At 72.0% G+C, this 19,944-nt stretch carries 16 protein-coding genes and 1 tRNA gene; 9 read left to right on the forward strand and 8 right to left on the reverse strand.

Going from position 1 to position 19,944, the window contains the following annotated elements:
• Nucleotides 1–80: 80 nt before the first annotated feature.
• Complete coding sequence (locus MTO99_RS15390) at nt 81–1,334, reverse strand: MFS transporter (RefSeq protein ID WP_243554620.1); 1,254 nt, start codon at nt 1,332–1,334, stop codon at nt 81–83.
• Between the two features lie 602 nt (nt 1,335–1,936).
• On the opposite strand from MTO99_RS15390, the gene tdh reads away from it, so the two are divergent.
• Both tdh and MTO99_RS15400 read left to right on the forward strand, forming a co-directional pair.
• On the forward strand, nt 1,937–2,980 hold the full coding sequence (tdh, locus tag MTO99_RS15395) for an L-threonine 3-dehydrogenase (protein WP_243554622.1): 1,044 nt from the start codon (nt 1,937–1,939) through the stop codon (nt 2,978–2,980).
• A gap of 2 nt (nt 2,981–2,982) precedes the next feature.
• On the forward strand, nt 2,983–4,182 hold the full coding sequence (locus MTO99_RS15400) for a glycine C-acetyltransferase (RefSeq protein WP_243554624.1): 1,200 nt from the start codon (nt 2,983–2,985) through the stop codon (nt 4,180–4,182).
• Nucleotides 4,183–4,312: 130 nt separating this feature from the next.
• Here MTO99_RS15400 and MTO99_RS15405 read toward each other — a convergent pair whose 3' ends face one another.
• Entirely contained in the window at nt 4,313–5,074 is a 762-nt protein-coding gene (locus MTO99_RS15405) for an SDR family NAD(P)-dependent oxidoreductase (protein WP_243554625.1), read from the reverse strand.
• A gap of 182 nt (nt 5,075–5,256) precedes the next feature.
• Between MTO99_RS15405 and MTO99_RS15410 the strand changes: the two genes are divergently transcribed.
• Nucleotides 5,257–6,324 (forward strand): LacI family DNA-binding transcriptional regulator, encoded by a 1,068-nt coding sequence (locus tag MTO99_RS15410; protein ID WP_243554627.1) that lies wholly within the window; start codon nt 5,257–5,259, stop codon nt 6,322–6,324.
• A gap of 98 nt (nt 6,325–6,422) precedes the next feature.
• Nucleotides 6,423–6,495 (forward strand) — tRNA-Gly (locus tag MTO99_RS15415).
• A 17-nt stretch (nt 6,496–6,512) separates the two neighbouring features.
• Here the strand turns inward: MTO99_RS15415 and MTO99_RS15420 are convergent.
• Nucleotides 6,513–7,847 carry an MATE family efflux transporter gene (locus MTO99_RS15420; protein ID WP_243559141.1) on the reverse strand — a complete coding sequence of 445 codons (1,335 nt, stop codon included), beginning with the start codon at nt 7,845–7,847 and terminating at the stop codon, nt 6,513–6,515.
• 77 nt (nt 7,848–7,924) lie between these two features.
• Nucleotides 7,925–8,296: a YccF domain-containing protein gene (locus tag MTO99_RS15425; RefSeq protein ID WP_243554629.1), complete on the reverse strand. Its 372-nt coding sequence runs from the start codon at nt 8,294–8,296 to the stop codon at nt 7,925–7,927.
• 103 nt (nt 8,297–8,399) lie between these two features.
• Here MTO99_RS15425 and MTO99_RS15430 point away from each other — a divergent pair, with 103 nt between their 5' ends.
• From MTO99_RS15430 to MTO99_RS15440, 3 genes are all read left to right on the forward strand, one after another.
• Nucleotides 8,400–10,640 (forward strand): M13 family metallopeptidase, encoded by a 2,241-nt coding sequence (locus tag MTO99_RS15430; RefSeq protein WP_243554631.1) that lies wholly within the window; start codon nt 8,400–8,402, stop codon nt 10,638–10,640.
• Nucleotides 10,641–10,735: 95 nt separating this feature from the next.
• A complete protein-coding gene (locus MTO99_RS15435) occupies nt 10,736–11,644 on the forward strand; it encodes a serine hydrolase (RefSeq protein ID WP_243554633.1) in 909 nt (302 codons plus the stop codon).
• A gap of 169 nt (nt 11,645–11,813) precedes the next feature.
• Nucleotides 11,814–12,704 (forward strand): hypothetical protein, encoded by an 891-nt coding sequence (locus tag MTO99_RS15440; RefSeq protein ID WP_243554635.1) that lies wholly within the window; start codon nt 11,814–11,816, stop codon nt 12,702–12,704.
• Nucleotides 12,705–12,795: 91 nt separating this feature from the next.
• On the opposite strand, the gene MTO99_RS15445 is transcribed toward MTO99_RS15440, so the two are convergent.
• Nucleotides 12,796–14,439: an alpha/beta hydrolase gene (locus tag MTO99_RS15445; protein WP_243554636.1), complete on the reverse strand. Its 1,644-nt coding sequence runs from the start codon at nt 14,437–14,439 to the stop codon at nt 12,796–12,798.
• 67 nt (nt 14,440–14,506) lie between these two features.
• Between MTO99_RS15445 and MTO99_RS15450 the strand changes: the two genes are divergently transcribed.
• Nucleotides 14,507–15,874, forward strand: a complete 1,368-nt coding sequence (locus MTO99_RS15450; protein WP_243554637.1) for an alpha-hydroxy-acid oxidizing protein — start codon at nt 14,507–14,509, stop codon at nt 15,872–15,874.
• Nucleotides 15,875–15,941: 67 nt separating this feature from the next.
• On the opposite strand, the gene MTO99_RS15455 is transcribed toward MTO99_RS15450, so the two are convergent.
• Nucleotides 15,942–16,346: an NUDIX domain-containing protein gene (locus MTO99_RS15455; RefSeq protein WP_243554638.1), complete on the reverse strand. Its 405-nt coding sequence runs from the start codon at nt 16,344–16,346 to the stop codon at nt 15,942–15,944.
• A gap of 40 nt (nt 16,347–16,386) precedes the next feature.
• The gene (locus MTO99_RS15460; protein ID WP_243554639.1) at nt 16,387–17,712 is read right to left on the reverse strand and encodes an alpha/beta hydrolase-fold protein; all 1,326 of its coding nucleotides are present in this window, start codon (nt 17,710–17,712) and stop codon (nt 16,387–16,389) included.
• Nucleotides 17,713–17,852: 140 nt separating this feature from the next.
• On the opposite strand from MTO99_RS15460, the gene MTO99_RS15465 reads away from it, so the two are divergent.
• The gene (locus MTO99_RS15465; protein WP_243554640.1) at nt 17,853–19,238 is read left to right on the forward strand and encodes a glycine--tRNA ligase; all 1,386 of its coding nucleotides are present in this window, start codon (nt 17,853–17,855) and stop codon (nt 19,236–19,238) included.
• Nucleotides 19,239–19,302: 64 nt separating this feature from the next.
• On the opposite strand, the gene MTO99_RS15470 is transcribed toward MTO99_RS15465, so the two are convergent.
• Nucleotides 19,303–19,797 (reverse strand): FBP domain-containing protein, encoded by a 495-nt coding sequence (locus tag MTO99_RS15470; RefSeq protein ID WP_243554642.1) that lies wholly within the window; start codon nt 19,795–19,797, stop codon nt 19,303–19,305.
• Nucleotides 19,798–19,944 lie beyond the last annotated feature (147 nt).

Here is a 19,944-nt window from a genome sequence, read left to right on the forward strand (position 1 = left end):
GTTCGGCGGCACCGTGATCTGAACACGGTGCCTGCAACACGGTGCCTGCAACGGGGTGCCTGCAACGGGGTGAGGTCGGGTCAGCGCCGCCCCGTGCGCTCCCGCACCGCGGGCGCGGCGAGGCCGGCCACCACGAGCAGCCCGAGCAGCACCAGCAGCGCGTTCAGGATGCCGAAATGCTCGCCGAGGAACCCGAGCACCGGCGGCCCCACCAGGAACGCGCAGTAGCCGATCATCGCCACGGCCGACACGCGCGCGGCCGACTCGGCGCGGTCGGGCACGTCGGCGGCGGCCGACATGCCGACCGGGAACCCCAGCGAACAGCCGGCGCCCCAGAGGATGGTGCCGACGACCAGCATCCACGGCTCGGTGCCGAAGATGAACAGGGCGAGCCCGCCAGCGCCGACCGCCGCGAGCACCCGGATCACCGGCACCCGCCCGAACCGGTCGAGCACCGGCCCGCCGAGCACCCGCGACGCGGTCATCGCCACGGTGAACACGGTGAAGACCGCGGCCGCCGTCGTGGCATCCAGGTGGTGGCCGTCGACGACGGCGAGGGCGATCCAGTCGTTCGCGCTGCCCTCGGCGAACGACATGCCGAGCATGACCAGGCCGATGAGCCACAGTCGCAGATCGCCCCACACCCGCAGGCTCGCGCGCAGGCGCTCGCCGAACGTGCGGCGCGGCTGCGCGGCATCCGGTTCGCCATCGCCCTCGGGCGCATCGCCCAGCTCGGTGCGCACCGGAACGAAGCGCACCGCGATCACGACACCGATCGCGATGGCGATCGCGACCGCCAGCAGGTGCGGGAACACCGCGATCGACAGCGCGGATGCCCCGGCCGCGACGGCCGCGCCCGCGACCGTGCCGAAGCTGAAGAACGCGTGCATGAGCGGCATCACGGTGCGGCCGATCTCACGTTCGGCCTCGGCGCCCGAGACGTTCATGATCACATCGACGGCGCCGTTGCCGAACCCGAACAGCGCGAGGCCGACCACGACGAGCGGGATGGACGGCACGATCGAACTGCCGATGCCGACCGACACCAGCCCGACCGACACGACCATGAGGGTCGAGGCCATGCCGATGCGCGGCCCGAAGCGAGCGAGCACGATGGGGGCGGCGACCAGGCCGCCGATCGACGCGATCGACCCCGCGAGGATGACGAGCCCGACGCCCTGGGTCGACAGCTCGTTGAAGTCGCGCACGGCGGGGATGCGCGCGACCCAGCTCGCCATGCTGAGCCCGCTGAGGAAGAAGACCGCGAACACGGCGTTGCGCCACGCGCGCAGCTCGCGCGTGGGGCGGGGCGGGCGGGCGCCGGGGTCGGTCACGTCCTTAACGGTATCGACGGATGCCTCGTGCGCCATCGCGGTGCTCTCCTCGGGGTGTCCCGGGCCTCAGGGGGCCGGGAAGACGTTCTCGAATCGATTCGACTCGAATCGATTCGAGAGTAGCGGTCGGGGGCGCGCCGCGCAACCGCACGCGGCGCCGCGGGCCCCACCCCTGCCGCCGTTCCGTGCCGCGCAGGCCCAGCCCCGCCGCTGCGCCACTTCGGCGCCCTGCGCGCCACTCCAACTGGCGCACACCGCGCCGAAGTGGCGCAGTGCCGGGAGGTGGATGCGGGCATGCGCTGACTCGCCCCCGGCCGACTCCACCCCCGGCCGACTCTGCCCGCGGTCGGCTCTGCCCGCGCAGAACTCCGCCCGCGGCCGACTCCCCGCGACGCAGCCCTCGGCTGCGCCAGTTCGGCGCCCTGCGCGCCACCCCACCTGGCGCAGACCGCGCGGAGGTGGCGCAGCCCCGGGAGGCGGACCCGGGCAGCCACCACCTCTCCACCCGCGCCGATACGATGGCTGAGTCATCCGGCGCACCCACCGGACCATCGCATGAGCCGCCGCACCCAGTGGCTCGTGCACCAGCACACGAGGTATCGATGAAGGCCCTCTTCAAAGCCGCGCCCGGCGCGGGATTCGAGTTCGTCGACCGGCCCGAGCCGGTCACCGGCCCCGCCGACGTGAAGATCCGGGTGCTGCGCACCGGCATCTGCGGCACCGACCTGCACATCGACTCCTGGGACGACTGGGCCGCGTCGACCATCGCCGCGCCCCTCATCCCGGGCCACGAGTTCTCGGGTGAGGTCGTCGAGGTCGGCCCGCTCGTGCACGACGTCGCCGTGGGCGATCTGGTGTCGGGCGAGGGTCACATCGTCTGCGGCATGTGCCGCAACTGCCGCGCCGGCCGGCGGCAGATGTGCATCCGCACGCTCGGGGTCGGCGTGCAGCGCGACGGCGCGTTCGCCGAGTACATCGTGATCCCGGGCGAGAACGTGTGGGTGCATCACTCCCCGGTGGACCCCGAGGTCGGCGCGATCTTCGACCCGTTCGGCAACGCCGTGCACACGGCGCTCGCCTTCTCGGTCGTCGGCGAGGACGTGCTCGTCACCGGGTGCGGCCCCATCGGGCTCATGTCGATCGCGGTCGCCCGTCACGTGGGTGCGCGGTTCATCGTCGCCACGGATGTCTCGGAGGCGCGCCTGCGGCTCGCCCTCGAGATGGGCGCGGACGCGGTCGTGGATGTCTCGACCGAGCGCGTGCGCGAGGTGCAGCCGCGACTCGGCATGCGCGAGGGCTTCGACGTCGGGTTCGAGATGAGCGGGTCGGCGAAGGCGCTGCCCGAGATGATCGAGAACATGAACCACGGGGGGCGCATCGCGCTGCTCGGCCTGCCGAGCGAGGGGTTCGCGGTCGACTGGGGCAAGGTCGTGACCCACATGCTCACGATGAAGGGCATCTACGGGCGCGAGATGTTCGAGACCTGGAACTCGATGTCGGCGATGCTGCAGACCAGCGACGTGCTGCGCGAGCGCGTGGCATCCATCATCTCCGAGCGCTACCCGGCGCGTGAGTGGCGGGCCGCGTTCGACGCCGCGCACTCGGCCGGGGTCGGCAAGATCATCCTCGACTGGACGGAGGTCTAGGCATGTACGGAACCGTGCAGGCGCAACTGCGCGCCGAACTCGACGAGATCGAGGCGGCGGGGCTCACCAAGCGCGAGCGGGGCATCGAGGGGCCGCAGTCGTCGGAGGTGTCGGTCGCCGGCGTCGAGGTGCTGAACTTCTGCGCGAACAACTACCTCGGCCTCGCCGACGACCCGCGCATCGTCGCCGCCGCGCACCGCGGTCTCGACGAGTGGGGGTACGGCATGGCGAGCGTGCGCTTCATCTGCGGAACGCAGACCCAGCACCTCGAGCTCGAGCGCCGGGTCGCCGAGTTCCTCGGGTACGACGACGCGATCCTGTTCTCGTCGTGCTTCGATGCGAACGGCGGCGTGTTCGAGGTGCTGTTCGGCCCCGACGACGCGATCATCTCCGACGAGCTGAACCACGCGTCGATCATCGACGGCATCCGGCTGTCGAAGGCGCGCCGGTACCGGTACCGCAACCGGGACCTCGCCGACCTCGAGGCGCAGCTCGTCTCGGCGGCCGGCGCCCGGCGCCGCGTCATCGTGACCGACGGCGTCTTCTCGATGGACGGGTACTACGCTCCGCTCGCCGAGATCTGCGACCTCGCCGAGCGCTACGACGCGCTGGTGTTCGTCGACGATTCGCACGCCGTCGGCTTCGTGGGGCCGAACGGGCGCGGCACGCCCGAACTGCTCGGCGTCGAGGGGCGAGTCGACATCACGACCGGAACGTTCGGCAAAGCACTCGGCGGAGCATCCGGAGGGTACGTGGCCGCCCGACAGGAGATCGTCGACCTGCTGCGGCAGCGCGCCCGGCCCTATCTCTTCTCGAACACCCTCGCGCCCGCGATCGTCGCCGGAACCCTGCAGGCGCTCTCGCTCCTGGCCGAATCGGGGGAGCTGCGCGTGCGGCTGGAGTCGAACGCGGCGTTGTTCCGCTCGCTCATGACCGACGCGGGCTTCGACCTGCTGCCCGGGTCGCACGCGATCGTGCCGGTGATGTTCGGCGACGCGGCGCTCACTGCCCGCATCGCCGACGCGCTGCAGGAGCGCGGGGTGTACGTGACGGCGTTCTCGTTCCCGGTGGTGCCGCGGGGGGCGGCGCGGATCCGGGTGCAGCTCTCGGCCGCGCATTCGGAGGATGAGATCCGCCGCTGCGTCGCCGCGTTCGTCGCCGCGCGGGACGCGGTGGCCGACCCTTCACCGGTCGCCGACTGAGGATGCTCCGACATGTCGGTTCGCCGAGCCGGCACGCCGAGCCGACACGCCGAACCGGGTGCGACTCGACGGCGCGTCGCGGCAGGTGCCCGACATTTCGGAGCGAGCGAGGGACGGGATGGGGCAGGCGTCAGCGCCCGCGCTCCCCGACGCGCGCGGCGACCGACGGCGGCGCGAGCTTCGTGAGCCCGACGAGCACCCGATAGCGCAGCGACGGCACTGATACGGCTTTGCCGCGGGCGACGTCGCGCAGCCCCTCCCGCACGACCTGCTTCGCGTCGAGCCACATCGGCCCGGGCACGCCCTCCTCGCCGGGCGCGACGCCCATGCGCTCGTGGAAGTTCGTGTGCGTGAATCCCGGGCAGATCGCGGTGGTGGTGACGCCGTCGGGCCGGTACCGCCCGTTCGCCCAGCGGCTGAAGGAGATGAGCCACCCTTTGCAGGCCCCGTAGGTCGACCGTGGGATGAATCCGGCGACCGAGGCGACGTTCACGATCCGGCCCTGCCCGCGGGCCAGCATGGCGCCGAGCGCGGCGTGACTGAGCCGCATCGGCACCTCGATGTGCAGGTGCAGGTGGCGCACCTCGTCGTCGATGTCGTTGCGCGCGAAGTCGAGCGGCAACCCGAATCCGGCGTTGTTCACGAGCAGGTCGATCGGGCGCTCGGCGTCGGCGACCCGTGCGACCACGCGTGCGAGGTCGCGGGGCTTCAGCAGGTCGGCGGCGAGTACGTCGACGCGCACGCCGCTCGCGGCGCGCATCTGCTCGGCGACGCGGTCGAGGGCGGCACGGTCGCGCGCAACGAGGACGAGGTCGGCACCCGAGGCGGCCAGCTGTCGGGCGAACTCGACGCCGAGTCCCGAGCTCGCGCCGGTGATGAGGGCGGTAGGCATGCCGCCCAGCCTAGGCGCGCCCCGCCCCTCGACATTCGTCGAATGTCGGAACGGCTCGGCGGCACGCCGGGTGCGAGCGCGGTGCGCGCGGCGTGTCGCGCGCCACATCCGACATTCGTCGAACGCGAACCGGGGTGCGCGCACTCGAATCGATTCGAGAGGGATGGCCTACACTACCGGGCATGAGCTCCGACACCGCTCCGAGGCATCCGACCCTGGCCGATGTGGCCGCGCGCGCCGGAGTCTCGCCCTCGACCGCATCGCTCGCCTTCAGCGGGTCGGGTCCAGTGTCGGATGCCACGAAGGAGCGCGTGCTCGCCGCCGCCGCCGAACTCGACTACGCGGGGCCCGACCCGCGCGCCCGCTCGCTGCGACGCGGGCGCAGCGGCATCGTGGGCGTCGTGCTCGAAGAGCGCGTGCGCGCCGCGTTCCTCGACCCGGTGAAGATCCGAACCCTCGACGGCATCGCCGAGGGCATCGCCCCGCTCGGCGCAGGCCTGCTGCTGTTCACCGACACCGGCGCCGCGGACGCCCCGGTCTCGATCGAGTCCGCACCGGTCGATGCGGTCGTGCTCATCGGTTGCAGCCCCCGCTTGGATGCCTCGGTCGAAGCGCTGCGGCGACGAGGCATCCCGACCGTGGCCATCGAGGGCGCACCGGGCGGCGACATCCCCGAGATCACCATCGACAACGAGCAGGCGACCCGCCGCGGCGCCGACTACCTGCACCGGCTCGGGCACCGGCGCGTCGGCATCGTGACGCTGCCGTTCGATGCCGACCGCACGCGCGGCGTCGTCACCGACGACCTCGTCGCCCGCGCGACGGCCGCGGTGACGCTCGAGCGACTCGCGGGCGCGCGCAGCGTGTTCCCCGACGCACCGGCGGTCGCCGCCGGGGGCAGCTCGATCGAGGAGGGGCGCGAGGCCGCACGGCTGCTGCTCGATGCTCCGGCCGCCGACCGCCCGACCGCGATCATCGCGCAGAGCGACCTGCTCGCCGCCGGCGTCATCCGTGCCGCCGAGGAACTCGGCGTCGCGGTGCCCGGCGACCTCAGCGTGCTCGGCTTCGACGGCATCCGCGTCGACGGCCTGCAGCACGACCTCACCACGCTCGACCAGCCCTCGGCCGACAAGGGTCGCGCTGCCGGTGAGGCGGTGGTGCGGATGCTCGCGGGCGAGGAGCCCGAATCGGTCGCGTTCACCAGCACCCTGCACATCGGCGACACCACGGCGGCGCCGCGGTCGGCCTGACCGGCCCGACCCCGCCCCGGCACCCGGCCGACCGGTTCGGCGCTCGTCGCGACATCCGGTAGCATCGGACACCGTCGCCGGGTTCATCCGGGCGGCATGCGGATGTGGCGCAGTTGGTAGCGCATCACCTTGCCAAGGTGAGGGTCGCGAGTTCGAGTCTCGTCATCCGCTCTCTCGAAGGGGCGGGCTCAGGCCGCCCCGACCACCATCCACGCGCGGCCTCGTGCCCGAAGCCCGAGCGTCACGGCGCGGGCGGCGAGGTATCCGATCGCGAACGCGGCCATGAGCCAGGCGAGCGCGACCGCGCCCGGCAGCCCGGCGGAGCCGGCCCACCACACCGCGCCGAGCGCGAGCGGCACGTAGACGGCGAAGTTCACCAGGCCCGTCCACGCGAGGTAGCGGGCGTCGCCGGCGCCGATGAGCACGCCGTCGAGCACGAACACGAGCCCGCCGAGCGGCGCCGAGACGCCGAGCACCACGAGCGCGGGCGGCAGCAGCGCGGCGACCGTCGCCGACGAGGTGAACAGGCCGGGCAGCACCCACGCGGTCGCGATCACGACCAGGCCGATCGCCGCACCGGATGCGACGCCCCACTGCAGGCAGCGCCGCAGCACCTGGCGCACCTGCGCCACATCGCCCGCACCGAGGCCCTTGCCGATCAGCGCCTGCGCGGCGATCGCGAGCGCGTCGAGCGCGAACCCGAGCGTGAAGTAGATCGAGATCGCGACCTGGTAGGCGGCCAGTTCGTCGGGGCCGAGCGCGGTCGCCGACCAGGTCGACAGCAGCAGTGCGGCGCGCAGGCTCGCGGTGCGCAGGAACAGCCACCCGCCTGACACGGCGCCCCGCAGCAGCCCGGCGCGATGCGGCCACGGGTTGGCGCCCGTGCGCACCGCGTGGCGTGCCGCGATCACGAGGTACACCGCGACCATGCCCCACTGCGCCACGACCGTGCCGGTCGCCGACCCCGCGATGCCGAGGCCGAGCACGTAGATGAACAGGTAGTTGAGCGCGATGTTCGCGGCGAAGCCGACGCCGGCGACCCAGAGCGGGGTGCGCGTGTCCTGCAGGCCGCGCAGCAGGCCGGTCGCGGCGAACACGATCAGCATCGCGGGCAGACCGGCCATCGAGATGGTCAGGTAGGCGGTCGCCTGTTCGGCGACGGCGTCGGATGCCCCGAACAGCCCGACCAGCCACGGGCTGGCGAACCACCCGGCGACCGCGAGCACGGCGCCGAGCGCGGCCGCGAGCCACAGTCCGTCGAGCCCGGCGGTCACCGCACCGCGTTCGTCGCCGAGCCCGAGGCGCCGCGCGACCGCGGGCGTCGTCGCGTAGGCGAGGAACACCATGAGCCCGATGATCGTCTGCAGCACCGCGCTCGCGAGTCCGAGCCCGGCCAGCGGTGCGGTGCCGAGATGCCCGATCATCGCGGTGTCGGCCAGCAGGAACAGCGGCTCGGCGATGAGCGACCCGAGCGCGGGCACCGCGAGGCGCAGGATGTCGCGGTCGACGGCCGCTCGGGGCATCCGCTCCCCGGCGCGACCGGACGCACCGCCCGACGCGCCCGCGGCCCCCTCGGCGCCCGACCGGGGCATCCGTTCGCTCACGCCGCGACGACCTCTTTGCCGAGCGGGGCGAGCGAGACCGGCACCAGTTTGAAGTTCGCGATGCCGAGCGGGATGCCGATGATCGTGATGCAGAGCAGCACGCCGGTGAGGAGGTGTTCGAGCGCGAGCCACCAGCCCGCGAGGATCACCCAGACGACGTTGCCGATGAACGACCACGCGCCCGACGTCGGCTTCTGCACCACCCGTCGCCCGAACGGCCAGATCGCGTACCCCGCGATGCGGAACGACGCGATGCCCCACGGGATGGTCACGATGAGGATGCACATGATGAGGCCCGCGAGGGCGTAGCCGACCCACAGCCAGAGACCGGCCAGCACGACCCAGATGATGTTCAGCACGGTGTTCATGTCGGTTCCCTCGTTCGAGGTTCCATCCAAGCATCGGGGGCCGACATTCCACCGATGCGAACCCGGCACCGGGATCGTCGGCGGCGATGCGTAGGCTGGGACGATGACCGACGTCTCGCTCACCTCCGGCATCTCCGGCATCGCGCTCGACGAACTCGACGAGGAGGTGCGTCCGCAGGACGACCTGTTCCGTCACGTCAACGGCAAGTGGATCGCACGCACCGAGATCCCCGACGACAAGGCCCGCTACGGCTCGTTCATCGTGCTGCATGAAGAGGCCGAGCAGGCGGTGCGCGACATCATCGTCGAGGCGCAGGGCGCCGAGCCGGGCACGGAGGCGCGCAAGGTGGGCGACCTGTACGCGAGCTTCATGGACGAGGCGCGCGCCGAGCAGCTCGGCGCCGAGCCGATCGCGTCGCTGCTCGCCGAGGCGGCGGCGGTCGCCGACGTGCCGGGCATGCTCGCCACGGTCGGGTGCCTCGAGCGGCAGGGCGTGAGCGGGTTCGTGCAGCTCTTCGTCGACAACGACCCGGGCGACCCCGAGCGCTATCTCGTCTTCGTCGAGCAGGGCGGCATCGGCCTGCCCGACGAGAGCTACTTCCGCGAAGAGCGGTTCGCTCCGGTGCGCGAGGCGTACCTCGCGCACCTCGAACGGATGCTCCGCCTCGCCGGTCTCGACGAGCCCGCCGTTCGGGCGCAGCGGGTGTTCGATCTCGAGACGGCGATCGCGTCGTCGCACTGGACGAACGTCGACTCGCGCGACAGCGAGAAGACGTACAACCTCACGCCATGGGCCGACGTGGCGCGGCTGTTCGCCGGGCCCCCTGAGCCGGTCGAAGGGGGCGAGTCCGGGCTCCCTGAGCTTGTCGAAGGGGGCGAACCGGGGCTCCCTGAGCCTGTCGAAGGGGGCGAACTCGCTTCGACCGGCTCAGCGAGCCGGGTCGACCTCGCGATCTGGCGCGACGCGATGGGCGTGCCCGAGGGGGCCTTCACCGAACTGGTCGTGCGCCAGCCCTCGTTCGTCGAGGGGCTCGGCCGCCTCTTCACCGACGATCGGCTGGATGCGTGGCGCGACTGGCTCGCCTGGCAGGTCGTGCGCTCGAACGCCGCCTACCTGTCGAGCGACTTCGTCGAGGCGAACTTCGACTTCTACGGCCGGACCCTCACCGGCACCCCTCAGCTGCGCGAGCGGTGGAAGCGCGGGGTCTCGCTCGTCGAGGGCGCGATGGGCGAGGCGGTCGGCCGCATCTACGTCGAGCGGCACTTCCCGCCGGCGGCGAAGGAGGCGATGGACGACCTGGTCGCCAACCTCGTCGAGGCCTACCGGCAGTCGATCGTCGACCTCGACTGGATGGGCGAGGAGACCAAGCGCCGTGCCCTCGACAAGCTCGCCAAGTTCACGCCGAAGATCGGCTACCCGGTGAAGTGGCGCGACTATTCGTCGCTCGAGGTGGCGCCCGACGACCTGGTCGGCAACGTGCGGGCGACCGCCGAGTTCGAGTTCAACCGCGAACTGGGCAAGATCGGCAAGCCGATCGACCGCGACGAGTGGTTCATGACCCCTCAGACCATCAACGCGTACTACAACCCGGGGTTCAACGAGATCGTGTTCCCGGCCGCCATCCTGCAGTTCCCGTTCTTCACGCCCGAGCGCGACGCCGCGGCGAACTACGGCGCGATCGGCGCGGTCATCGGGCACGAGATCGGGCACGGCTTCGACGACCAGGGCTCGAAGTACGACGGTGACGGGCGGCTCACCGACTGGTGGACGGCCGACGACCGCGCCGCGTTCGAAGCGCGCACCGGGGCGCTCATCGCCCAGTACGACGCGCTGGTTCCGGCGCAGCTGGTCGCTTCGACAGGCTCGCTCCCTGAGTCTGTCGAAGGGGCGGTCGCTTCGACGGGCTCAGCGAGCTCGACGGGCTCGCTCCCTGAGCCTGTCGAAGGGGCGGTCGCTTCGACGGGCTCAGCGAGCTCTGCCGAAGGGGCGGACTCGCCCGCCCCGCACGTGAACGGCGCGCTCACGATCGGCGAGAACATCGGCGACCTGGGCGGCCTCGCGATCGCTTGGAAGGCCTACCGGATCTCGCTCGGCGGGCAGGAGCCGCCCGTGATCGACGGCCTCACCGGTGCGCAGCGGTTCTTCCTCTCCTGGGCGCAGGCCTGGCAGATGAAGGCCCGCGACGAGGAGGTCGTGCGGCTCCTCGCGATCGACCCGCACTCGCCGAACGAGTTCCGGTGCAACCAGATCGTTCGCAACATCGACGAGTTCTACACTGGATTCGGCGTCACCGCCGACGATGCGCTCTGGCTCGACGAGAGCGAGCGCGTGTCGATCTGGTAGCCGCTGCAGTCTCACAGCTGAGTCCGAACGAACCATCACGAGCGCGCCGCGATGCGGCGGGGGAGCGCCGTCCGCCAGAGAGGGAACGTGCCACCGTGGTGACCTCGTCGCAGGGATCCGAGCGCAGGGCTCGGCATGCCTCGACCAAGCGCGGGCGGTACGTCGCCGACGAGCCCGCCGAGAACTTCTCGCGCGGATTCAACGCGCTCGGCGAACTCGCGATCGCCGGGGTGCAGGTCTCGGCGCGCGCCACCGACCTCGCGACGGGGCGGGTGCTGTTCTCGGTCGACGATCACGTCGTGATGCCGACCGCGTCGATCGGCAAGGTGCTGCTGCTCGTCGAGGTCGCGTCCCGGCTCGGCGGAACGAGCTCCGAGTCGTTCACCGTGCTCGACCGCGCGCCGCGCGACGCCGTCGGCGATTCGGGCATCTGGCAGCACCTGCAGTCGCCGTCGCTGCCGATCGCCGACCTCGCCGCGCTCATCGGGGCATCGAGCGACAATCTCGCCACCAACGTGCTGCTGCGGCACGTGGGCCTCGAGGCGGTGCGCGCCCGGACCGAAGCGCTCGGGCTCACCCGCACCGCCCTGCTCGACCTGGTGCGCGACCACCGCGGGCCCGACGACGCCCCCCAGCTGTCGATCGGTTCGGCGAAAGAGCTCACCTGGTTGTTCGCCTCGCTCGCGCGCGGCGAGGTCGTGAGCCCCGAGGTATCGCAGCGCGTCGTCGGCTGGCTCTCGCTGAACACCGACCTCTCGATGGTCGCGTCCGCGTTCGGGCTCGACCCGCTCGCGCATCGGATGCCCGATCACAACGTGCTGCTCATGAACAAGACCGGCACCGACGGCGGGGTGCGCAGCGAGGTCGGGGTGCTGCGCGGCCCGCGCGCGGGTGTCGCGTACGCGGTGTCGACGTACTTCGCCGACACCGGTCTGTCGAGCCGGCTGGCGGTGCTCGACGGCATGCGGCAGGTCGGCGCAGACCTGCTCGAGTACGTGCACTGAACGCGCCGGTGCCGGCGCACGGTCGAATGTGACGCCATGCGTCGGCGGGTTGTGCACAGGGGAGTCCTCCCCATCGGCTGACCCCCATCGGGGTGACTAGGGTAGTTCGGGGAGTCGAATCGGACTCCCAAGTCCGCATTCACTTCGACCCGAAGGGACCATCATCACCGTGGCCACCTCCGCACTTCGTCTCCGCGTCGGCGCCCTCGCCGCTGTCGCGGGCCTCGCACTCGCCGGCTTCGCCGCCGCGTCGCCCGCCGCCGCCGAAGAGACGCCTGCCCCCACCATCACCCTCGACAAGACCAGCTTCCCCGCCGGAAACTGGGGAGCCGGGTTCCACGTCACCGGCACGGGCTTCGTCGGCACCGGCGACGTGAGCATCTCGATCGGCGTGAGCTATGGCCCCCAGTCGGGCGACGGGCTCTACCAGACCACCGTCACCCCGGACAACGCGGGAGCGATCGACGTGCAGGTCGTGCCCACCCGCGACGCGCCGGTCACCAGCGAGACCGACTACCCCCGGGTCGGCGTGGTCGCCAGTCAGCAGCTGACCGACACGGAGCGGCTCGTGTCGAACTCCGTGGCGCTGACCATCACCGCATCCGATGTGCCGGCACCCACCGCGACCTTCGCCCAGGTGGTGTCGCCCGAGCAGCTCGCGGCCGGCCTCACCCTGAACTACTCGGGCTTCGGTGCCAGCGAACCGATCTACTACGGGTTCCTGGTGATCCGCGACGGCGAGCCCATCAACGAACTGGTCGGCGGGCTCCAGCAGGCGGTGGCCGACGCATCGGGCGCCGGTGCCCTGACCGCCACCATCCCCGGCGCTCAGGTCGGTGACACGCTCGCGTACTACGTGGCCGGTGACACCACGGGCCGCTCGATCGACGAAGAGACCCCCGTCGTCGCCGCCCCGGCAGCGGCCGCTCCCACGGCCGGCACCGGCCTCGCCGAGACCGGCATCGACCTCGGTGTCGGCACCGCGGCGATCGCGCTGCTCGTGCTGGGCGCCGGCTCGGTCATCCTGGTGCGTCGCCGGGCTGCGCTCGCGCAGCGCTGACGCGCTCGCTCAGGGGCGGGGTCGGCGGATGCCGGCCCCGCCCTTTCGCATGCGCCCCGCCGTACGCCACAACTTCGGCGATCACCACAACTCAGGGGGCATTCGGCGGGGTGGGTCCGAGACCGGGGTGATCTCCGAAGTCGTGGCCGGCCGGGGCGGCCTCACCCAGCAGGGCGAGCCCCTGCAGCACCGCCTCGGCGGTCTCGGGCGCCCTGAGCACACGGAAGTGCCCCGACCGCGGCACGAGGATGTTCGTCGCTCCGGGCAGCTCGCTGCCGTCGGGCACGTGCGTGTCGTACGGCCCGAACACCGAGACGATGCGCCCGTTCACGGTCGACGCCTCGCCGAGGGTGAGGATGATCGGGGCATCCGGCAGGAACTCCCGCACCCCCGGGTCGCGTCGCAGCAGTCTCGCCCGCCGCGAGCCCGCGAACGGCGAGGCGACCGCGACCACGCCGAGCAGGCCGAGCGGGCCGACCCCGTCGACCCCGTCGACCCCGCCGACCCCGCCGACCCCGCCGACCCCGCCGGCCCCGTCGACCCCGCCGTCGTGCTCGCTGTCGCGCACCAGCAGGTACTTGCCGATGAGCCCGCCTTTGCTGTGCCCCACGATGATGCGTCCGGCGGCAGGTCGGGGCATCCGTTCGAGGGCCCGCGCGAGCTTGTCGCCGGTCTCGGCGATCGGTACGCGGTTGACGCCGAGGCCGTGCACCGTGCGCACCCGGTGGCCCGCGCGATGCATCCGTTCGCCGAGCCCGCGCAGGAACGACCAGTGCTCGTACACGCCCGGCAGCAGAATCACGTCGGGCAGGGTGTCGTCGCCGCGCAGCCAGCGGCGCGGCGCGCGCCCGGCGAACGGCACGGCGAGGTGCGCGACGCCGGCGACGAGGTAGTCGGCGATCCAGACGCCCGCCGTGCGCAGCCGGGTGCGCGACACCGATTCGGATGCATCGGCCCGCGCCGCGACGGCTGCCCGACCGGGCGGGCTCCCGACCCGCTCGCCTCGGGCGTGCCGCAGGATGAGCTCGGCGACCTGCGGGCCGGCGGTCACCATCGTCTCGTGCCCGCGCCCGGGCACCTCGACGTATCGGCCATTCGGTACGAGCCGGGCGACCTCGACGCCCCACTCGCGCGGCACGATGCGGTCGTGCTCGGCGCGGACGACGAGGGTCGGTGCGTCGACGCGAGGCAGCACGAGCTCCATCCGGTGCTCGATCATGGGCTCGAGGTTGCGGAAGTACCAGCGGACGCCGCCCTCGACGTACGAGTGCAGCCCGACGGCGAGCACCTTCGGGTTCGCCCGCGAGAGGTCCTGCAGGAACCGCGCGGCCTGCTGCGGCACCGTGCGTTCGCGGGGGTTCACCGTCGGGCCGATGAGCACGACGCGGCCGACGAGCTCGGGATGCTGGGCGGCGGTCTCGGTGACGACCTGGGCGCCCGTCGAGTGGCCGACGAGCGTCGGGCGTTCGAGCCGTTCGTCGGCGAGCAGATCGGCGAGCAGGGCTCCGGATTCGGGCATCGTCAGCGGCTCGTCGGGGTCGGGCGAGTCGCCGAACCCCGGCAGACCGAGTGCGAGCACCCGCGCGTGCGGTTCGAGCGCGTCGGCGAGTCCGTCCCAGTACTCGTGCGCCATGCCGAGCCCGTGCACGAGCACGACCACCGGCCCGTCGGCGACTCCGGACTCGACGATGCGCACCGCCAGATCGCCGCGTCGGAACCACCGGGTCTGCGCCATCCCGGCAGTCTAGGCCCGCCCGCAGGCGGTTAGAGTGAGGCGGTCATCACCAGGACGAGGAGGTCCCATGGCGCGCATCGACACCTCGCGCGGGTACGCCCGCGGCGTGCAATCGGCCGTCTACCGTGCGGGCATCGCTGGCGCGCGGCCGGCGGTGCCGACGACGTTCGCGGGTCTCGAGCAGGCGGCGGAACGCACGCTTTCGGCCGAGGCGTTCGCGTACCTCGCCGGCGGAGCGGGCGCCGAGCACACGATGGCCGCGAACACCGAGGCATTCGGTCGGTGGCAGGTGGTTCCGCGGGTGCTGCGGGATGTCGCGGAGCGCGACCTGTCGATCGAACTCCTCGGGCGCCGGCGCGCGACCCCGCTCGTGCTGTCGCCGCTCGGCGTGATGGAGCTCGCCCACCCCGACGCCGATGTCGCGGTGGCCCGAGCCGCGGCGGCGCTCGATGTGCCGTACGTCCTCTCCAACCAGGCGTCCCGCCCCATGGAGGAGGTCGCTGCGGCGATGGGCGACGGCGCCAGATGGTTCCAGCTCTACTGGAGCGCGTCGGACGAGTTGAACGCCTCGTTCCTGCGGCGGGCCGAGGCATCCGGTTGCGAAGCGATCGTGGTCACCCTCGACACGCACCTGCTCGGCTGGCGCACCCGCGATCTCGACCTGGCGTTCCTGCCGTTCACCCGCGGGCAGGGCATCGCGCAGTACACCAGCGATCCCGTGTTCGCCGAGCTGGTGCGCGAGCGTGTGCGGCACGGCGCGCCCGCCGATCCCTCGGCGCCCGCCGTCAAAGTGAACGCGAAGTCGCTCGCGGCCGTCGTCGGCATGGCGCGAGGGGCGCGGCGTGCCGGGCTGGTCGACGGCGGACTCGCCGACGCGGTGCGCTCACCGTTGCCGCGTGCGGCGGTCGAGACGTTCCTCGACGTGTTCGCGGACCCGAGCCTCACCTGGGACGCGCTCGCCAAGGTGCGCGAGTGGACCGACCTGCCCGTGCTGCTGAAGGGCATCGTGCACCCCGACGACGCCGAGCGCGCGGTCGACGCCGGCATGGACGGCATCGTCGTGTCGAACCACGGCGGGCGTCAGATCGACCGGTCGGTGCCCACCGTCGCCGCGCTGCCCGCGGTGGTGGAGCGGGTCGCGGGCCGGGTTCCGGTGCTGCTGGACTCGGGCGTGCGCGGCGGGGCGGATGTCGCGATCGCGCTGTCGCTCGGCGCGACCGCCGTCGGGCTGGGCCGCCCCTACGCGTACGGTCTCGCGATCGCCGGGGCGAGTGGGGTGAGCGAGGTGGTGCGCAACACGATCGCCGAGTTCGACGTCACCCTCGGCCTCGCCGGATGCACGGCCGCCGCCGACCTCGGCCCCGACGTCCTGCGCCCCTCCTCGCCGGTCGAGGAGCGCCCGAGCGGAGCGAGGACGCGCCACGAGACCCGGTGACCGTCACCGGCGCAGGTCATCCCGGGGTTTCGAGAACCGGATGGCCCCGTGCGCGGTCGCCGCGGTCTCAGTCGATGAGGTCGGCGTCGGCGAGCCGCCGCAGCACCTCGCGGCCGGCGGGCGGGCAGCGGTCGGCGTCGCCGGTCGTGACCCAGTGCAGGGCGCCGACCTCCGCCGACGCCCGCGGCGAGGCATCCGTCACCGCCCGGAAGACCCGCATCCGCACGAAGCGCCCGTCGGGCTCGCCGTGCGCCTGGGTGCGCACCTCGAACAGCTCCTCGAGCGCGGCGGGGTCGAGTTCGAGCGCGACCTCCTCGAAGGCCTCGCGTGCAGCCGCCTCGGCCGCGGTCTCGCCGGCGTCGATCTTGCCGCCCGGCATGTAGTGCACCTCGCGTTCGCGCGCGGTGACCATGAGCACGCGGCGGTCGCGGATGAGCGCGATCGCCGCGACGAGCAGGTCGGGAAGGGGCATCCGATCAGCCTAATCAGCCCGGCGACGGAGCCGGCACACCTCACTCGGCCGGCGCCGCTTCGGGCGGCGCCTCGAGTTCGAGCCGCGGTGCGAGCGCGGCGAAGCCGTCGCGAAGCCCGCCGATCAGCGCGTCGGCCACATGCCCGGCGCCCTCGATCGTGATGACCGTGGTGTGCATGCCCGCCTGCTCGGCCGCCGCCGCGTTGCGCTCGACGCCGGCCGCGTACCGCGGGTCCTCGCTGCCGATCGTGAACACCGCCCACGAGTCGGCGTACGGGCCGTGGGCGGCCATGATGTTGGCCGGCTTGGCGGCGTCGTAGGCGGCCTGGTTGCCGCCGAACACGCCGACGAGCGCGTCGGATTCGTCGTCGGCGCCGGGGAACTCCTCACCGGACACCGACAGGATGTTGCCGAAGACGTCGGGATGCCTCGCCCCGAACGACGTGGCGCACTGTCCGCCGTTCGAGTACCCGCCGACGGTCCAGAACCGCGGCTCCGCCTGCACGTTGAGGTTCGCCCGCGCCCACGGCACGACGTCCTGCATCACGTACGTCTCGACCGCGCCCCGCGGCGAGTCGACGCACATCGGATCGATCGTCGGATCCGAGAGCTGGTCGATGACGAGCGCGATCGGCGCGAGGCCCGCGTGCTCGGCCTGGTACGCCTCGAACGTGTCGGCGATGAACGACCCGTCGGGGTCGCCGGGCTGGCCCATCATGAAGATCACCAAGGGCAGTCGCGGTGCGTTCTCGACGAGGGCGGCGGGCGGCAGGTAGAGCTGGGCGGGCCGGGCCGGGAACCCGGATGCCTCGTTCGGGACGCCGCCTTCGACCTCGCCGAGCACCCCGTGCTCGGGCATGCCCTCGGGCGCCTGCCACCACGCGTACAGCGGGCCCTCGGGCGCGGGCGTCGCGGGGTCGGTGGGCGGCGGGGTCGGGCGGATCGGGTCGGCGGTGCTCACGTGCAGCAGCGCCCCGAGGGTGCGATTGATGCCGTAGGCCGCGTTGATCCCGAACGCCGCGGTGGCCGCGAACACGCCGATCGACAGCACGGCGATGAGCTTGCGCCACCACCTCGAGCCCCACAGGTTGAAGATCGCGAGCATGATCGCGGCGAACGCGCCGGCAGTCCAGAGCCATACCGCGTCCTGGACGGGCCCTCCGAACGAGTCGAGCACGTTGACCGCGACCCACACGACGGCCCCGCCGATCAGCGCACCCACGAAGAGCGCGATGAACGCGACCAGGAACCAGCGGATGCTCCACTGCTTCGCCAGCAGGTACAGCACGAGCACACCGCTCACGACGAGCCAGGTCGTGACGAAGGCCGGATCGACGATCCTCATCTCGAGCAACGCGTCCCACACGATCGGTCCTCCCGTCCGAGCGTGGCCTCAGGGTAGCGGTTCGCGCGGGCTCGGTCGTGGCGGGGGTGCGGCGCGCCCGTAGGATGGATCGTGCGCGCGTGTCGCGCATCCTTCCCACCGCCTGCACCATTGGAGCCACCGTGGCCGCACCCAGCCGTCTCGATGCCGTCATCACCCTCGCCCAGCATCGCGGGTTCGTCTTCCAGGCGGGTGAGATCTACGGCGGATCCCGGTCGGCGTGGGACTACGGGCCGCTGGGTGTCGCGCTGAAGGAGAACATCAAGCGCCAGTGGTGGCAGGCGATGGTGCAGGGTCGCGACGACGTCGTGGGGCTCGACTCGTCCGTCATCCTGCCGAAGGCCGTGTGGGAGGCATCCGGCCATGTCGAGGTCTTCACCGACCCGCTCGTCGAGTGCCTGCACTGCCACAAGCGCTACCGCGAAGACCACCTCATCGAGGAGTTCGAGGAGAAGAAGGGCCGCGCCCCGAAGGACGGGCTCGCCGAGATCGTCTGCACGAACTGCGGCACCCGCGGCCAGTGGACCGAGCCGCGCGCGTTCTCGGGCCTGTTGAAGACCTACCTCGGCGTCGTCGACGACGAGTCGGGCCTGCAGTACCTGCGCCCCGAGACCGCCCAGGGCATCTTCGTGAACTTCGCGAACGTGCTGCAGACGGCGCGCATGAAGCCGCCGTTCGGCATCGGGCAGATCGGCAAGTCGTTCCGCAACGAGATCACGCCGGGCAACTTCATCTTCCGCACCCGCGAGTTCGAGCAGATGGAGATGGAGTTCTTCGTCGAGCCCGGCACCGACGAGGAATGGCACCAGTACTGGATCGACCAGCGTTTCGCCTGGTACGTCGACCTCGGCATCGACCCCGAGAACCTGCGCCTGTTCGAGCACCCGAAGGAGAAGCTCAGCCACTACTCGAAGCGCACCGTCGACATCGAGTACAAGTTCGGCTTCGCCGGTGGCGACTGGGGCGAGCTCGAGGGCGTCGCGAACCGCACCGACTTCGACCTGACCACGCATTCGAAGCACTCGGGCAAAGACCTCTCGTACTTCGACCAGGCGAAGAACGAGCGCTGGGTGCCCTACGTCATCGAACCCGCGGCGGGCCTCACCCGGTCGCTCATGGCGTTCCTCGTCGACGCGTACCACGTGGAGGAGGTGCCGAACGCGAAGGGCGGCACCGACAGCCGCACCGTGCTGAAGCTCGACCCGCGCCTCGCTCCGGTGAAGGCCGCCGTGCTGCCGCTGAGCCGCAACGAGAAGCTGTCGCCGGTCGCCCGCGAGCTCGCCGCGAACCTGCGCAAGTTCTGGAACGTCGACTTCGACGATGCTGGCGCGATCGGCCGCCGCTACCGCCGCCAGGACGAGATCGGCACCCCGTTCTGCATCACGGTCGACTTCGACTCGCTCGACGACCAGGCCGTCACCGTGCGCGACCGCGACACCATGCAGCAGGAGCGCGTGCCGCTCGAGGGCCTGCAGGCCTACCTCGCCACGCGCCTCATCGGCGCGTAGCGACCGCACCACCGGATGCCTCGGGCGACTGCCGCCCGAGGCATCCGTGCGTTCCCGGCGCAGCTCAGCGCACGCCGTCGCGCACGTCGCGCACGAAGGCGGTGACGTGCTCGCGCAGCGCGTCGATGCGCCGCTGCCTGGCGGCCTCGCGGTCGAAGCCGGTGTACGCGAGCGGCGGGAGCTTGCGCACGTTGCGCGAGCACTCGAACCCGGCGCACACGAGGGTGCCGATGGTGTCGCCTCGGCGTCCGGCCTCGCCCGCGCGCTTCGCGGTGTAGAACACGACGTCGTTCGGCAGGTGCACGTCTTCGCACCACGAGCACTGCGGCCGGGTGCGGATGCGACCGTCGGCCTTGCGCAGCAGGATGCCGACCGGCTCGCCGTCGATGATCGCGATCACGTACGCCTGCTGCGACAGCTTGCGGTCGCGCCAGCCGAGGTAGTCGAGTCGGTCCCAGTCGAGTTCGGCGAAGCCCTCGGGCAGGGTGAGGATGCTGCGTTCGCGCTTGGAGGCGTTCACGAACGATGCGCGGATGGTCGGTTCGGTGATGGGGTGCATGGATGTCTCTCTGGCGGCCGTGGCGGCGCGCCTGTCTCGTCGCTCTGATCAGGGATGCCCCGGCGCGGCGTGTCGGCGCGCGGCGGGTACGCGAAACGAGGCCGCGCCGCAGGCGCAGCCCCGGGGCGCGGTCATCTCAGGTCGGCG

It is taken from the genome of Agromyces larvae, assembly GCF_022811705.1.
GTDB lineage: Bacteria > Actinomycetota > Actinomycetes > Actinomycetales > Microbacteriaceae > Agromyces > Agromyces larvae.

Excerpts from the sequence above, each read along its gene's own strand:
- MTO99_RS15410 (WP_243554627.1), top strand. The coding sequence starts at position 5,257 with ATGAGCTCCGACACCGCTCCGAGGCATCCGACCCTGGCCGATGTGGCC.
- MTO99_RS15425 (WP_243554629.1), bottom strand. The coding sequence starts at position 8,296 with ATGAACACCGTGCTGAACATCATCTGGGTCGTGCTGGCCGGTCTCTGG.
- MTO99_RS15455 (WP_243554638.1), bottom strand. The coding sequence starts at position 16,346 with ATGCCCCTTCCCGACCTGCTCGTCGCGGCGATCGCGCTCATCCGCGAC.
- tdh (WP_243554622.1), top strand. The coding sequence starts at position 1,937 with ATGAAGGCCCTCTTCAAAGCCGCGCCCGGCGCGGGATTCGAGTTCGTC.
- MTO99_RS15470 (WP_243554642.1), bottom strand. The coding sequence starts at position 19,797 with ATGCACCCCATCACCGAACCGACCATCCGCGCATCGTTCGTGAACGCC.
- MTO99_RS15405 (WP_243554625.1), bottom strand. The coding sequence starts at position 5,074 with ATGCCTACCGCCCTCATCACCGGCGCGAGCTCGGGACTCGGCGTCGAG.
- MTO99_RS15420 (WP_243559141.1), bottom strand. The coding sequence starts at position 7,847 with ATGCCCCGAGCGGCCGTCGACCGCGACATCCTGCGCCTCGCGGTGCCC.
- MTO99_RS15445 (WP_243554636.1), bottom strand. The coding sequence starts at position 14,439 with ATGGCGCAGACCCGGTGGTTCCGACGCGGCGATCTGGCGGTGCGCATC.
- MTO99_RS15450 (WP_243554637.1), top strand. The coding sequence starts at position 14,507 with ATGGCGCGCATCGACACCTCGCGCGGGTACGCCCGCGGCGTGCAATCG.
- MTO99_RS15400 (WP_243554624.1), top strand. The coding sequence starts at position 2,983 with ATGTACGGAACCGTGCAGGCGCAACTGCGCGCCGAACTCGACGAGATC.
- MTO99_RS15430 (WP_243554631.1), top strand. The coding sequence starts at position 8,400 with ATGACCGACGTCTCGCTCACCTCCGGCATCTCCGGCATCGCGCTCGAC.